At 50.6% G+C, this 14,426-nt stretch carries 14 protein-coding genes; 9 read left to right on the top strand and 5 right to left on the bottom strand.

All coding sequences use genetic code 11. The features are described 5' to 3' along the window. The first annotated feature begins 5 nt into the window (after nucleotides 1-5). Both aceF and BW941_RS08310 read left to right on the top strand, forming a co-directional pair. Nucleotides 6-1,625: a dihydrolipoyllysine-residue acetyltransferase gene (gene aceF, locus BW941_RS08315; protein ID WP_076515121.1), complete on the top strand. Its 1,620-nt coding sequence runs from the start codon at nucleotides 6-8 to the stop codon at nucleotides 1,623-1,625. 22 nt (nucleotides 1,626-1,647) lie between these two features. Continuing rightward, nucleotides 1,648-3,669: a methyl-accepting chemotaxis protein gene (locus BW941_RS08310; protein WP_076515120.1), complete on the top strand. Its 2,022-nt coding sequence runs from the start codon at nucleotides 1,648-1,650 to the stop codon at nucleotides 3,667-3,669. Nucleotides 3,670-3,733: 64 nt separating this feature from the next. Here BW941_RS08310 and BW941_RS08305 read toward each other — a convergent pair whose 3' ends face one another. The 4 genes from BW941_RS08305 to BW941_RS08290 form a co-directional block, all read right to left on the bottom strand. Then, nucleotides 3,734-5,215 (bottom strand): flavin-containing monooxygenase, encoded by a 1,482-nt coding sequence (locus BW941_RS08305; protein ID WP_076515119.1) that lies wholly within the window; start codon nucleotides 5,213-5,215, stop codon nucleotides 3,734-3,736. 482 nt (nucleotides 5,216-5,697) lie between these two features. Then, nucleotides 5,698-6,075, bottom strand: coding sequence for an MGMT family protein (locus BW941_RS08300; RefSeq protein ID WP_245820073.1), 378 nt, complete (start codon nucleotides 6,073-6,075; stop codon nucleotides 5,698-5,700). Continuing rightward, nucleotides 6,023-6,781 (bottom strand): SDR family oxidoreductase, encoded by a 759-nt coding sequence (locus BW941_RS08295; protein ID WP_076515117.1) that lies wholly within the window; start codon nucleotides 6,779-6,781, stop codon nucleotides 6,023-6,025. Before BW941_RS08295 ends, BW941_RS08300 begins: the two co-directional genes overlap by 53 nt. A gap of 122 nt (nucleotides 6,782-6,903) precedes the next feature. Beyond that, entirely contained in the window at nucleotides 6,904-8,352 is a 1,449-nt protein-coding gene (locus BW941_RS08290; RefSeq protein WP_076515116.1) for a flavin-containing monooxygenase, read from the bottom strand. A 192-nt stretch (nucleotides 8,353-8,544) separates the two neighbouring features. Here BW941_RS08290 and BW941_RS08285 point away from each other — a divergent pair, with 192 nt between their 5' ends. The 7 genes from BW941_RS08285 (at nucleotide 8,545) to BW941_RS08255 (ending at nucleotide 13,660) form a co-directional block, all read left to right on the top strand. Then, nucleotides 8,545-9,024, top strand: coding sequence for an FxsA family protein (locus tag BW941_RS08285; RefSeq protein ID WP_076515115.1), 480 nt, complete (start codon nucleotides 8,545-8,547; stop codon nucleotides 9,022-9,024). 178 nt (nucleotides 9,025-9,202) lie between these two features. Further along, the gene (locus BW941_RS08280; protein ID WP_068438427.1) at nucleotides 9,203-9,496 is read left to right on the top strand and encodes a co-chaperone GroES; all 294 of its coding nucleotides are present in this window, start codon (nucleotides 9,203-9,205) and stop codon (nucleotides 9,494-9,496) included. Between the two features lie 51 nt (nucleotides 9,497-9,547). After that, nucleotides 9,548-11,188: a chaperonin GroEL gene (groL, locus tag BW941_RS08275; RefSeq protein WP_076515114.1), complete on the top strand. Its 1,641-nt coding sequence runs from the start codon at nucleotides 9,548-9,550 to the stop codon at nucleotides 11,186-11,188. Between the two features lie 448 nt (nucleotides 11,189-11,636). Further along, nucleotides 11,637-11,921 (top strand): sll1863 family stress response protein, encoded by a 285-nt coding sequence (locus tag BW941_RS08270; protein WP_076515113.1) that lies wholly within the window; start codon nucleotides 11,637-11,639, stop codon nucleotides 11,919-11,921. Between the two features lie 54 nt (nucleotides 11,922-11,975). After that, a complete protein-coding gene (dkgB, locus tag BW941_RS08265; RefSeq protein WP_076515112.1) occupies nucleotides 11,976-12,779 on the top strand; it encodes a 2,5-didehydrogluconate reductase DkgB in 804 nt (267 codons plus the stop codon). A 31-nt stretch (nucleotides 12,780-12,810) separates the two neighbouring features. Next, complete coding sequence (locus tag BW941_RS08260; protein ID WP_076515111.1) at nucleotides 12,811-13,248, top strand: DUF2059 domain-containing protein; 438 nt, start codon at nucleotides 12,811-12,813, stop codon at nucleotides 13,246-13,248. A 4-nt stretch (nucleotides 13,249-13,252) separates the two neighbouring features. After that, nucleotides 13,253-13,660: a hypothetical protein gene (locus tag BW941_RS08255; protein ID WP_175607881.1), complete on the top strand. Its 408-nt coding sequence runs from the start codon at nucleotides 13,253-13,255 to the stop codon at nucleotides 13,658-13,660. Between the two features lie 5 nt (nucleotides 13,661-13,665). Here BW941_RS08255 and BW941_RS08250 read toward each other — a convergent pair whose 3' ends face one another. Then, on the bottom strand, nucleotides 13,666-14,319 hold the full coding sequence (locus BW941_RS08250; RefSeq protein ID WP_076515110.1) for a TetR family transcriptional regulator: 654 nt from the start codon (nucleotides 14,317-14,319) through the stop codon (nucleotides 13,666-13,668). Nucleotides 14,320-14,426 lie beyond the last annotated feature (107 nt).

Raw genomic sequence — 14,426 nt, 5'->3', positions numbered from 1 at the left:
AACCGATGACAACATTGAAAATTCCTGACCTGGGTGGCTCCAGCAACGTCGAAGTTATCGAGGTACTGGTCAGTGAGGGGGACAGCGTCGAGAAAGAGCAGGCTCTGATTGTCCTCGAAACAGACAAAGCTACGATGGAAATTCCGGCCGAAGAAGAGGGTACAGTAACTGGTGTGCTGGTGAAGGTCGGCGACAAAGTCAGCCAGGGAGACGATTTTCTGGAACTGGACAGTGCATCTTCAGGAGACGGCAACGCTCAAAGTTCAGACAGCGACGACAGCGAAAGTAACTCTGATACTGCGCCTGAACCCGAGACTTCTGAGGAACCTGCCGAGAGTAAAGAAGTTGCTGGCGGTGGTGAAAGCAAAACCGTACCGATTCCTGATTTAGGTGGTTCTAAAGATGTTGAAGTGATCGAAGTGTCTGTTCGCGTCGGTGAAAAGATTGACGAAGAGCAGTCAGTGATCACTCTCGAAACCGATAAAGCCAGCATGGAGATTCCTGCTGGCGTTGCCGGCACGGTTGAAGAAATCCTGATTAAGATGGGTGATAAGGTCAGCGAAGGCGACCCTATGGTGGTGATAAAAACCGCTGCCTCTGTCGCCACTCAAGAAAAGAGTAAGGCGGCGACTGACAGGGCTGCCGAAAGCAGCGATAAGAAACCGGAGTCCGCACCGGCTTCACTGCCTTCTCAGTCTGCGCCAGCCAAGAGTAATGCTGCGGCGGCATCGCCGTCGAAGCAGGTTCATGCGGGCCCTGCGGTCCGTAAGGTCGCACGGGAATTTGGTGTCGATCTGGCGTTAGTTGCGGGCTCTGGCCCTAAAGGGCGTGTTCTTAAAGAGGACGTTCAGGCTTTCGTTAAAGAGCGTGTGAACGGTCCTGCAAGCGCAGGCGGAACAGGCATCCCAGCAGTCCCAGAGGTGGACTTCTCGCAGTTTGGCCCGGTAACTACAGAGGCTCTTAACAATATTAAGCGAGCGACTGCACGCTCGATGACGACGGCTTGGTTAAACGTGCCTCAGGTGACTCAGTTTGACCACGCGGATATCACGGGTCTGGAGGCTTTCCGTAAGGAACAGAACGCCAACGGAGACGTGCGCTACTCAATTGTTCCTTTCGTACTTAAAGCCATCGCGAAACTGTTGAAGGAATTTCCTACCTTTAACGCGTCGCTCGCGCCGGACGGTGAATCTCTGATTATGAAGGGGTACGTTCATATTGGCGTCGCGGTGGATACACCGAAAGGATTGCTGGTTCCTGTAATTCGTGACGTCGATCAGAAGTCGGTTACAGAAATTACACAAGAACTGGGCGATAAGGCCAGCCTGGCCCGTGAAGGTAAACTATCCTTAAAGGACATGCAGGGAGGTTGCTTCAGTCTATCCAGTCTGGGCGGAATTGGTGGTACTGCATTTACACCGATTGTTAATCCGCCAGAGGTTGCCATTCTGGGCCTGTCACGGTCTGAGATGAAACCCGTCTGGAATGGATCTGAGTTTGTACCTCGCTTGATGTTGCCTTTGTCGCTTTCCTACGATCATCGGGTCATCGACGGGGCTGAAGCAGCGCGCTTCAGTCAGAAACTCGTGAGTTATCTGGAGGATATGAGGCAGCTATTGATGTGATGTTCTAGCGGAGATTGTACATATGTTCAGGTCACTGATGCTTCCGGGTATCAAGTTCATGGGGCGTCTAAGTTATGCCTCAAAGTTCAGCCTCATCAGTTTCCTGTTTCTGGTGCCTCTCGTTATTCTCAGCGGTCAGGTCTTTCTGGCCGCTTTCGATTCCATGAAGAAAACTGAGCGCGAGATTAACGCCGTACACTCTGTAGAATTGTTGCTCGCTTTTGCCGAAGAGCTTGAGATCGTCCGCGATATTTCTGCAGCAGCGGTGATTCAGAGTGATCAAGCCCTTCGGGATGAAGCGACTCGTCTGATTGGCTTGCTGCCGCAAAAAACCAATACCCTTCTTGATCAGCTTGAAGACGATAATCTGATCACCTCTATTGAAGAGTGGCGCTCTCAATACCTCGGACGTTTCAGCATCGTTGGTGAGCAACGCCAACCGGCTTTTCTTGATCAATTTAATTACTTTCAGACGAACATCGAAGAAATCTATCTGACTGCCCGTCAGTATGCGCAGACCTCCGGACTTACGCTGGATTCTGACGACACGATTCAGCGTCTGACTTCTACCTTGCTGATTGATCTTCCTCAGGTTGAAAGAGCCGCTGGACTTGGCCATTCTGCGGGTATTTATGCCTTTGCAGAGCAGTACTTGCAGTCATCGACTTACGATCTGATGAATCTTATTTATGATGAAATTCTTGCCGCTGAACAGGGTACGGAATTGGTTATGGCTAACGCTGAAGTGACCGGCGATGCCGCACTTGCCGACAATGCACGCAATGTCCTGGCGTTTCTGAATGACCTGAGAATGACATTGGATGAAGAGGTGATTATGGCCGCTTCCGTTGAGCGGCCATGGCAGGATTTTCACAGTTACTATCTTGATGCATCGTCCGTCTTCAGTAATATGCGTGGCAACGCGTTCCCTCTGCTTAAGACCCGACTTGAAGAGCGACTTGCGGGCCAGAGCGCACGAGTCACCACGCTCGTTACTGTGCTCCTCGTAACCCTTTCGATTATCGTTTATCTGTATCTCTCTTTCTTTATGTCTGTCCGGGCTACGATTAAGAGCTTTACCAGAACTGCAGGCGTTGTGGCGGGAGGTGACTTCACTCGTCGGATTGACGTAGTCGGCAGTGATGAGATGGGACAGTTACGCGATGCATTTAATCAGATGATTGATAATATTCGTCAGACTTTGACCGCGGTCAAAGACTCTGCGTCTGAAGTCGGGGTCAATGTGTCTGAGGTTGAATCCATTGCAGACCGCAGTCGTGAGGCAGTCACCGTTCAGTTGGCACAGACCAACGAAGTGAGTACCACCATTGAAGAGGTTGCTGAGAGTGCGGCTGATGTCAGTCGTCTTGCAGAAGAAGCCGAAGAGGCAGCCCGGTCAGGACAAGGCAAATCCGACGAAGCAGGCAAGGTTGTGACACGCGTGATGGGTGAGGTGGGTCGTCTGTCTGACGAGATGGAAAATTCGATGGCTGCGGTAAACCGGCTGGCGGATAACTCGACCAGCATCAGCTCTATCCTTGAAACGATTAAAGGTATTGCTGAACAAACCAATCTTCTGGCCTTGAACGCAGCCATTGAAGCTGCACGCGCTGGAGAGCAGGGCCGCGGGTTTGCTGTGGTGGCGGATGAAGTAAGGACACTGGCGAGCCGAACTCAGGGGTCCGCTCAGGAGATTGAAACCTTGATCAGCGATGTTCAGGAAAACATTGTCAAAGCAGTCGACACCATGCGCGTCAACCGCGACATGGTGGATGCAACCGTGAAAAATTCAGTACAGGTGAGTGATACTCTGGCGGAGATTCAACAAAGCATGGGGGATATTCAGCAGCGTACGGACCGTATTGCGGGTACCGCTGGGCAGCAACGTGAGGCGGCGACGCGCTTGCGCACAAACCTGAGTGAGATCCGCAGTACCGGTGAAGAAACGTCACGCAATGCAGAAGGTACGGTTCAGGCCGTTGCCAAGACCCGTTCAATCGCTGAATCGCTGGGCAATAAAGTCGACCAGTTTAAAGTTAACTGACCGCTATGCAGGTTGATGGCCCACTCGTTCAGAGTGGGCTCTTTTCATCAGTAACAGAGGATGATCACGCAGGGCGTGGTTCGGTCGTTACTACTTTGTTGCCATACTCGATGGTTTCTTCATCGTAGTTCGCTGTTTTCAGGGCCGCCATATCAGCAAAGTAGTTCTGGTAAAGCTTCCATGGTTTCTCCATGCCCTGACGAGGCAGTGTGTGGGCCATACGCGCGATGTAGCCAGATTGCATATCCACGAACGGACGAGTTTCCATTTTACCGTGATGATTAACTGGCTTAGCTTCACGTGCGCCAATGTGATCCATGTGCTTCATCAGACCGCAGAACCATTTAGACAGCATGTCCGCTTTCAGTGTCCATGACGCATTGGTGTAACCGAAAATCATACCGAAGTTCGGGATGTCTTCGAACATCACGCCGCGGTAGCTCATCTTCTCTGGCATTGGAATTTCCTGACCATCCATCGTCAGGTTCATGTTGCCGAGCAACTGAATTTTCAGGCCTGTCGCCGTTACGATGATGTCCGCTTCCTGTACTTTGCCGGACTTCAGCAGAATACCGTTCTCGACGAAACGATCAATGTGATCGGTAACGACGTTGGCTTTACCGGCCTTAATTGCTTTGAACATATCGCCATTTGGCACAGCGCAAAGGCGCTCATCCCAAGGATTGTACTTAGGCGTAAAGTGCGACATATCGAAGTCTTTAGGCAGTTGGCTGGATACCTGCTTCTGCAGAAGCTTGCGAGCCAGGCCCGGGAATTTCTTACAGAAATTGTAGATAGCTAGGGTGATAGTTACATTGCGACCGCGTGTGATTTTGTAGACCCACTTTTCAGGCATGATTTTACGCATGAAGTTAATCATAGGGTCCATCTGCGGTACAGAAATTACGTAAGACGGTGAGCGCTGCAGCATGGTGACGCTCTTAGCCTTGTCGGTCATCGCCGGCACCAGAGTAACCGCCGTTGCACCAGAGCCGATTACGAGTACGTTTTTACCTTCGTAATCCAGGTCTTCAGGCCAGAATTGTGGGTGAAGGATCTGCCCTTTAAAGTCATCACGTCCTTCGAAGTCTGGCGTGAAACCTTCGTTGTAGTTGTAGTAACCAGTACAGCTCAGCAGGAACTGTGAGCGATAGGTACGTGTCTCGCCATCAACTTCTACCGTGACTGTCCACAGTGATTCACTGCTCGAGTAGTCAGCGCCGATCACTTTGTGGCCAAAGCGGATATGCTCTTCTACTTTATTTTCTTGGGCAGCTTCGCGGATGTAGTTACGGATGTCGTCGCCATCAGCGATGCCTTTTTTGTTTACCCATGGTTTGAATTCATAGCCCAGAGTGTACATGTCAGAGTCTGAACGGATACCAGGGTAGCGGAACAGGTCCCAGGTGCCACCAATTGCTTGACGGCCTTCCAGAATGGCGAAGCTTTTACCTGGACATTCTTTTTTCATGTGGCAACCAGCACCAATGCCTGACAGGCCTGCGCCGATGATTAGAAGGTCAAAATATTCGTTAGTCTGAGACATAGTCACACCTGTTGTTATCGTATGAGTCGGCTTGCTGACCGGTATATGTCGGTAGCAGGCCCTCGTTGTTCAAGGGTGCCTTGCGGCTGATGGTGTGTAATTTGTCTGAAATAAAGCAAGGGGGAAAGGTGATTGGCCGACACAAATCTGTACTTAATTGACACATGTCGTGAAACCCGCCAGTTGCCTGATGCAGAATACACTATTGATTGGCTCTAAAAGCCCCGTCATTGCTGGCTTCATTGCCTTGGCCGGGATTGTTATAGCGGTGTCCGCTTCTGTTTGTTAGTTTGTACTCACTATCGCACTTGGTGTTGATCTGGCGTTTTTAATATCATGCACTAAAGCTATCGACAGTATAAGTCTAATAGCTTTTCTGTCTCTCATGTGCGCTGGGTTATGGCGTGGCATCTGTCAGACGTCGTTTCAGCACCCGGAATCTTACGGGGTGTTTTAACGTCATATCCGTCGGATTTGTGCATTCAGGTCAGGAGGAATTTCCTGTCGATTGTGCCAGCAGGAGAGAAATGGATGCCTTCTGAGAGCAGACGCTGCCGTTGTTCTTCATAGCCTGGTGAGCCATTTGGCAGGCTTATTTTCCGGTTGGCATTGATTACCCGGTGCCACGGCAGAGCTGTTCCATCCGGAAGTTTTGACAGTGTGCGTCCGGCCCAGCGCGCTCGTCCCGGGAGCCCGGCCAACCGGGCAAGCTCTCCATAGGCAATGACCCGCCCAGCCGGCACGCTGCTCAAGGCAATGTATAGCCTCTCTTCATCAGAGGGCGTCTGGATCTCTTCGGGCATAGACTCAGATACGTAATGCACCATCGACTTCAATGACCCGGCCGGAAACGTATTCATTCTCTAGCAGAAAAATAACAGCATGAGCAATTTCTTCAGGCGTCCCCATACGCGATGCCGGGATGCCAGAGCAGATCATCTCCAGTGTTTCAGGGCGCATACCAGATGTCATTTCTGTAGATATAAAGCCTGGCGCAATCGCGTTTGAACGGATGTTGTAACGCGCCAGCTCTTTCGCCCAGGTCACTGCCATTGCGGCAACACCAGCCTTGGCGGCAGAGTAGTTGGTCTGGCCAACGTTACCTGCTCGACTGATGCTGGATATATTGATCAGGCAGCCGGGTTCTTTATTGCGCACCATATGGCTGGCGGCTTCCCGCCCGCACAGAAAAACACCGGTGAGGTTAACGTCGATGACCATTTGCCAGTTAGCCAGGCTCATGGTCGTAATTTCGTCATTCTTTGATTTGATGAAGAGACCGTCCCGTAAGATCCCCGCATTGTTTATCAGGCCGTGAATCCCACCGAAGTCGGTGTTAATCGTATTGAAGGTGGAGACAACGGAATCTTCATCGGCGACATTGCATTCGTATATTCGAGCTTCCCCTCCCAAAGCACTGATCAGGCGTTGTGTTTCCTGCATCGGCTCAGGGTTGAGATCAATAATAGCGAGGCGGGCGCCTTTCTTGGCGAGTTCTACAGCCATAGTGCGGCCGAGTCCCTGTCCTGCGCCAGTGATTGCGATTGTGTGTCCGTGAATATTCATGGGGGGCTCCTGGGGCGGCTGAATGCCCTGAGAGTATAGCGGTTCGCTGGTGTACCTTGCAGGCACTGGCAGCTCTGTCCGCTTTGCCCGGGCGGGTGCCCGGACAAGCAGAGCGATAGAGCTTACTTCTTACCGTACTGAAGCTCTTTTGCGGTAATGCGGCTGGCACGGAGAGACAGCCAATCACGGAAGTAGTTCTGATGCAGCTTCCAGGCGCCTTTGGTGCCTTGCTTTGGCAGCTGATCTTTTACCCGGGAGATATAACCTGATGTGAGGTCGATAAAGGATTTCTTCGCCATACCCGGATCGTGGTTGACCGGGATAACTTCGTCATAGCCCTTATCATCCATGTAGTTCACAACACGACAGAAGTAATCAGCAATCAGATCGGCTTTGAGCGTCCATGATGAGTTGGTATAACCAAATACCATCGCGGCGTTCGGGATGCCCTCGAACATCACACCACGGTAGCTCATCTTGTCCGTGACATCGAACGGCTGGCCGTCCATTGTGACGTTGATCTTGCCAAGTACAACAACCTTCAGGCCGGTAGCGGTAATGATGATGTCGGCTTCCAGCGTTTTACCTGATTTCAGCAGGATACCGTTGTCGACGAACTTATCGATGTGGTCTGTCACAACGTCTGCTTTGCCCTTGTGAATGGCCTTGTACAGGTCGCCACCGGGAACGGCACACAAACGCTCATCCCATGGGTTGTACTTCGGAGTGAAGTGCGACATGTCGAAGTCTTTCGGCAGAATCTTCTTGTTGAAATTGAAAATGAAGTCACGGGCTTTCTGCGGGAAGCGCTTGCAGTAGTTGTAGAACGCCATGGTCAGCATGATGTTACGGCTACGGATGATGCTGTATACGAAACTCTCAGGCAGGAACTTACGCAGGCGGATAGCGAGTTTGTCTTTGCTCGGTACTGGTACGATGTAGGTTGGCGAGCGCTGTAGCATAGTAATGCTTTCAACTTCGCGTGACATAGACGGGATTAATGTAACCGCCGTTGCACCTGAACCGATCACCACGACTTTCTTACCTGTGTAGTCGAGATCTTCCGGCCAGAACTGCGGATGAATAACCTGACCTTTGAAGTCTTCACGTCCTGCAAATTCTGGCGTGAAGCCTTCATCGTAATCGTAATAACCGGTACAACCGACCAGGTACTTGGCCGTGTAGGTGCGGGTTTCGCCGTCAACGTCCGAGGTCACAGTCCAGAGTTTTTCACGGCTGTTCCAGTCGGCATTCTTAACTTTGTGCTTAAAGCGGATTTTCTCATCGACTTTATTTTCTGCAGCGGCGTCACGGATATACTGGCGGATGTCACCGCCGTCGGCGATGCCCTTATCGCTGGTCCAGGGCTTAAAGCGGTAGCCCAGTGTGAACATATCGGAATCAGAGCGGATTCCAGGGTAGCGGAACAGATCCCAGGTGCCGCCAATGGCGTCGCGGGCTTCCAGAATGGCAAATGACTTATCAGGGCACTTTTTTGTCAGGTGACAAGCTACCCCGATCCCGGAGAGTCCCGCGCCTGCAATCAATACGTCGAAATGTTCAGTTGCCATTTTTTTACTCCAATTATTATCTGACGCGGGCACTATCCGTTGTGTAGGTATCAAATAGTAGGGCAAAAGAAGACAAATTACGGGCAATCGTGACACTTATGGGTCATCCCCGGACTTGTGCTTCAGTCTCGCTGGGGTTGTATTCAGAAGATTGGCCCCCATTTCAGATAGCAAAGCTTACGGGAGTTATACGTGCCTTTACTCTTTATATTTATTCTTGTTCCTATGGCCGAGTTGGCCGTCCTGATCAAAGTTGGCAGTGCCATCGGCATACTGTGGACTTTCGCTCTGATTCTTCTCACCGCTCTGGTCGGTGTCACTCTATTGCGTGCTCAGGGTCTCGCCACATTGATGCGTGCCAGTGAACGTATGCAGCAGGGTAGCCTGCCGGCGCAGGAATTGGCTGAAGGTTTCTTATTAGCTCTCGCCGGTGCACTTTTATTGACTCCCGGATTCATTACTGATGCCTTTGGCTTCAGTCTTCTGCTTCCCGGTGTGCGTGGAGTGATGGCGCAGTCGATCATGAAGCGATTCAAGCCTCAGGTAATGAATCCATTCGAGCAGCCCGGCACTCAGGAGCCGTTCAATCAGCGTCAGCAATCACAACGGCCTCAGCGCGATGGCCGGGTTGGTGGCGATGTGATTGAGGGCGACTATAAACGCGAAGACTGAAGCGTGAAGATCGAAAAGCGACAAGAGTAAAAAATTTCATTTCGGGGTGTTGAAAACCAGATCACCACCCCAATAAAGAAAACCACACAGATTTTGGGGCCGCCTGATCAGCGAGCACGCTGACAGCGGGGTTTCATAACACGCAACTTATTTGCATATACATTGGAGAGAACTTCAAATGAAAATCCGTCCTTTACACGATCGCGTCGTAGTTCGTCGCAAGGAAGAAGAGCAAACCACTGCTGGTGGCATCCTGCTGCCGGGCGCTGCGGCTGAGAAGCCGAATCAGGGTGAAGTGGTAGCCGTCGGTAATGGCCGAGTTCTGGATAACGGTGATGTGCAGGCTCTGGCTGTAAACGTAGGGGATATCGTTGTGTTTGGTAAGTATTCAGGTTCCAACACAATCACTGTAGACGGCGAAGAACTGCTGATTCTCAACGAAAGCGAAATCTACGGTGTAATCGAAGACTAATTGTTATCCGTCTTCTGATACTTCAACTCAACGAATTTTAAGGAAACTACCATGGCAGCAAAAGAAGTTAAGTTTGGTAATGACGCCCGTTCAAAAATGCTCGACGGCGTAAATATTCTGGCCGACGCAGTAAAAGTAACATTGGGTCCTAAAGGCCGTAATGTGGTTCTGGATAAGGCCTTCGGTGGCCCGACCATTACCAAAGACGGCGTATCTGTAGCACGTGAGATCGAACTGGAAGACAAGTTCGAAAACATGGGTGCCCAGATGGTAAAAGAGGTTGCTTCGCAAGCGAACGATCAGGCGGGTGACGGTACAACCACCGCGACCGTACTGGCGCAGGCGATTGTTAACGAAGGTCTGAAAGCGGTTGCTGCTGGCATGAACCCAATGGACCTGAAGCGCGGTATCGACAAGGCGACTGCTGCGGTTGTTGAAGCGCTGAAAGCTCAGGCAAAACCATGTGAAGACAGCAAAGCCATCGCTCAGGTAGGTACTATCTCAGCAAACTCTGACGAGACCGTAGGTCGCATCATCGCCGAAGCGATGGAAAAAGTCGGTAAAGAAGGTGTCATCACTGTTGAAGAAGGCAAAGGCCTGACTGATGAGCTGGACGTTGTAGAAGGCATGCAGTTTGACCGCGGCTACCTGTCTCCGTATTTCATCAACAACCAGGAAAAAATGGTTGCTGAACTTGAAAACCCTCTGCTGCTGCTGGTCGACAAAAAGATCGACAATCTGCAGGAGCTGATTCCGGTTCTCGAAAATGTGGCTAAATCTGGCCGTCCGCTGCTGATCATTGCAGAAGACGTTGAAGGTCAGGCGCTGGCGACTCTGGTTGTGAACAACCTGCGCGGCACCTTCAAAGTGGCTGCAGTGAAAGCACCAGGCTTCGGTGATCGCCGTAAAGCCATGCTTCAGGACATCGCAGTGCTGACTGGTGGTCAGGTGATCTCTGAAGAAGTGGGTATGTCACTCGAGACAACCACGCTCGATATGCTGGGTACTGCCAAACGCGTTGTCATCAGCAAAGAAAACACAGTGGTGGTTGATGGTTCAGGTTCTCAGCAGGATGTGACTGCACGTGTTGAGCAGATCCGCGCTGAGATGGAAGCCTCTACCTCTGATTACGACAAAGAAAAACTGCAGGAGCGTGTTGCGAAACTGGCTGGCGGTGTAGCTGTCATTAAAGTCGGTGCAGGCTCTGAAGTTGAAATGAAAGAGAAGAAAGACCGCGTAGACGATGCTCTGCACGCGACCCGCGCAGCAGTAGAAGAAGGCGTCGTTGCTGGTGGTGGTGTTGCTCTGGTTCGCGCTCTGACCGGAATCACTGTAGAAGGTGACAATGAAGACCAGAACGTAGGTATCGCTCTGGCCCTGCGCGCGATGGAAGCTCCGATCCGTCAGATCGCTGGTAACGCTGGCGCTGAAGGCTCAGTCGTTGTTGATAAAGTAAAAGCCGGTGAAGGTTCATTCGGCTTTAATGCATCCACCGGTGAATACGGCGACATGATCGAGATGGGTATTCTTGACCCAGCGAAAGTGACCCGTTCATCTCTGCAGGCTGCAGCCTCTGTTGCTGGTCTGATGATCACCACCGAAGCCATGGTTGCTGAGATTCCTCAGGATGCGGCTGCTGCCCCTGACATGGGTGGTATGGGTGGAATGGGCGGTATGGGCGGCATGATGTAAAAATTGCTGCCTGAGGTTGTTCATTCTTTGTTGCTGGTTTCTCGTGTAGGTGAACTACACGTCGAAACCAGCGCCGTGACTGAACTGCCCTCAGCTTGCAATTGATTCATGTCTTCGACGTTGTTCATTTCCAGTGTGAGCTTCTCGTGTAGGTGAACTACACGTCGAAGCTCACGCCTCGTTCAATCATCGAACAGATTGCAGACCATCGAAACCAGCGTCTAGACTGAACTGCTCTCAGCTTTAAATTTACTCAAACAGTCGAAGCTCACGCTGTTCACTATGTATTTAAGAACATTGCGACCTTACCGGGGAGCAATTAAAACCGGCCTCACGAGGGCCGGTTTTTTTATGCCTGATTTTTATAAAAAAGCGAACTTGTTTGGCTCATACACGTCACAAAACAGGTAACAATTTTTTAAGTAGAGAAACTCAGGAGATAGCCACTATGAGCGATAAACAAGCGTATGAGAAAAAATTGGAAGCTCAAATCGACGAGTGGAATGCCGACATCGACAAGCTCAAGGCGCAGGCTAAAAAAGCCAGTGCAGATGCTGAAGCAGATCATGAGAAAGAAATCGATAAGCTCGAAAGTCGTCGTGATGATATGAAGGAAAAACTCGACGAGCTTAAGTCTGCCAGTGAAGATGCCTGGGAGGATATAAAAGACGGAGCAGAGAGTGCCTGGAGTTCAATGTCCGACGCTGTTTCTTCTGCCGCTTCACGCTTCTGATTAAGCGTTTAAGTCATCTGTACAGACTCTTTTAATTTTCGAGGATATTCTCTTATGAAAGACATTCCAGCACTGGGTATGGGCACTTTTCGTCTGAAGGGCGAAACCGCGTATCAGGCAGTTACTGACGCACTCGATGTGGGGTTCCGCCACATCGATACTGCTCAGATTTACGATAACGAATCTGAGGTGGGTTCCGCACTCGCTGATTTCGAATTAGAGCGTGACGAGTTCTTTCTGACGACTAAGGTCTGGAATAGTCATCTGAACCGCACCGGGTTTATCCCCAGCGTGAAGGAAAGCCTTGAAAAGCTGTCTGTGGATTACGTGGATCTTTTATTGATTCACTGGCCATCGCCAGAAGATAATGCACCGATGGATGAGTATCTGGGCGAGCTTCTAAAGGCGAAGCAACAGGGGCTGACAAAGCACATCGGTGTATCAAACTTTACTATCGCTCAGCTAAAAGATGCACTGCGTATTCTCCCAGCAGGCGAGTTGTATGTGAATCAGGTGGAAGTACAACCGTATCTTCAGAACCATGATTTGCGCGCATTCTGTGCTTCTAATGATATTAAAGTCACGGGCTATAACCCATTCTACGTGGGTGAGGTTCTCTCTGATCCTGAGATCGTACGTATTGCTGACAAGCATGGTGTCAGCCCTGCAAACGTTGCTATTTCATGGCAGTTACAGAACGGCTTGATAACGATTCCTGCATCGACCAATAAAGATCACCTGAAAGACAACTTCAACAGTCGCGGTTTACAGCTTGATGCTGAAGACATGATTGCAATCGGCAAGCTTGATCGCGGTGACCGTAAAATTGACCCTGACTTTGCTCCGCAATGGGATTAGCATAGGCCTTCATTTGTTGAAGGACTATCGCATGAAACCAATTAAGTTAACTTTTTTCACGGGCCTGATGTTCATTATTTCTGCGACTTCGTGGGCAGAGGCCCCGAGCAGTGAGAGTGTTAAAGAGCTTCTTCAGGTAACCGGTGCGGGTAATATGGCCACGCAGATGATGGAGCAGATGATACCTTCCATGAAGCGTATGGTGCCGGATGCACCAGAAGCTTTCTGGGAGGAATTTGCAAGCCAGGTCGATGGCGACGAGCTGGAAGATATGGTGATCCCGATCTATCAGAAGCACCTCACTCAGGCAGATGTCGATGCACAGCTGAAGTTCCTGCAGTCAGATGTAGGTCAGAAAATGATCAAAGTGCAGCCGCTGATCATGCAGGAATCCATGATGGTTGGTCAGGAATGGGGCATAAAATTGATGCAACGCGCGCAAGAAACATTGAAAGAGCGTCAGGAATAATTAAATGTTGAATTCTTCGTTGGTCAAGCAAGGCTTTATCGCCGCTGCCATTGCTAACATCAGTGGTGTTCTTATTTTTTCAAAGGGCCTGACGAATACAGCCTTAATGGAAGCCGACCCTGTGGTTATGTCGTCTTTCGGTCTGATCATGATCATGGTCTGGGGGCTGGCGTATTTGGGGGCCGCTTTTACGCCGGGCAATTTGCGTTGGATCGCAGGAGCCTTTGCTGTTGAAAAACTGGTCTACGTTGTTTGCTGGCTGACATGGTTCAGTAGAGATAATTTGCAGGCGGTGTACGAGCAGGATCTCTTTGCAGGGATTTTCTACAGTATCTATGGCTTGAACGATGCCGTGTTTATGGTCTTTTTTGCCTGGGTGTATCTGAAGAGTGCTTCAGCCGCTAAAGGCTGAATCCCTTATTGGCTTTCATTTTCGCCTTCGGAGTGAGAGCCAAAATTCTGCTTAATCGTCAAAAAGAAGCTATCGATCATGTGGAGGGCTTCTTTCTTAAAATCGATTACGTCTGGCAGTACCAGCCAGAGGTAGATAATTCCGGTGAGCTGAATATGAAGGTGTGCAACGCCGCGCTCGATGTCCAGATCCGCCGGAAGCTGCCCTTTGTTTACGGCTGCTTCCAAAGCTTTTCTTATCCGTTCTGACCCATCCAGATAGTTCTGGCGATGACGCTCGTTCAGCATCGCATTGGCCTCGGTCTGCTCGCATTTCAGAAATGCTATTTCAAACCCGCGGCGGCGCCGTGGATCACGGGCGATTTCGAGAGTTAGGTATTCAAGTAACTCGCGGAAACGGCTGAGTGGATCAGGCTCCGAAGGGTCTTCTATCTGGTCGTGTAAGGCATCGAGTGGAGCCAATAGACGATCGACGATGGCCTGGAAAATGTCGTGTTTGTTTTTGAAATGCCAGTAGACGGCACCGCGTGTCACACCCGCTTCTTTCGCGATGTCGTTTAATGAGGATGCTGAGACGCCCTTCCGGTGGAAGACTACCTCCGCCGCTTCGATTAGTGTCTCACGGGTCTGTAGGGCTTCTTCTTTGGTGCGGCGGGGCATGGCGGGCTCACTGTACTACGAATGACAACTCACTGTTTCACACTATACATACATTCGTGCATGTATGTATATTGTGCCCTTTAAAGTACCACCAGACTGAGGTTACT

The organism is Thalassolituus maritimus, from assembly GCF_900156675.1.
GTDB lineage: Bacteria > Pseudomonadota > Gammaproteobacteria > Pseudomonadales > Oceanobacteraceae > Thalassolituus > Thalassolituus maritimus.
The sequence above is the reverse complement of the archived record's forward strand: the minus strand, read 5'-3'. Positions and strand labels throughout refer to the sequence as shown.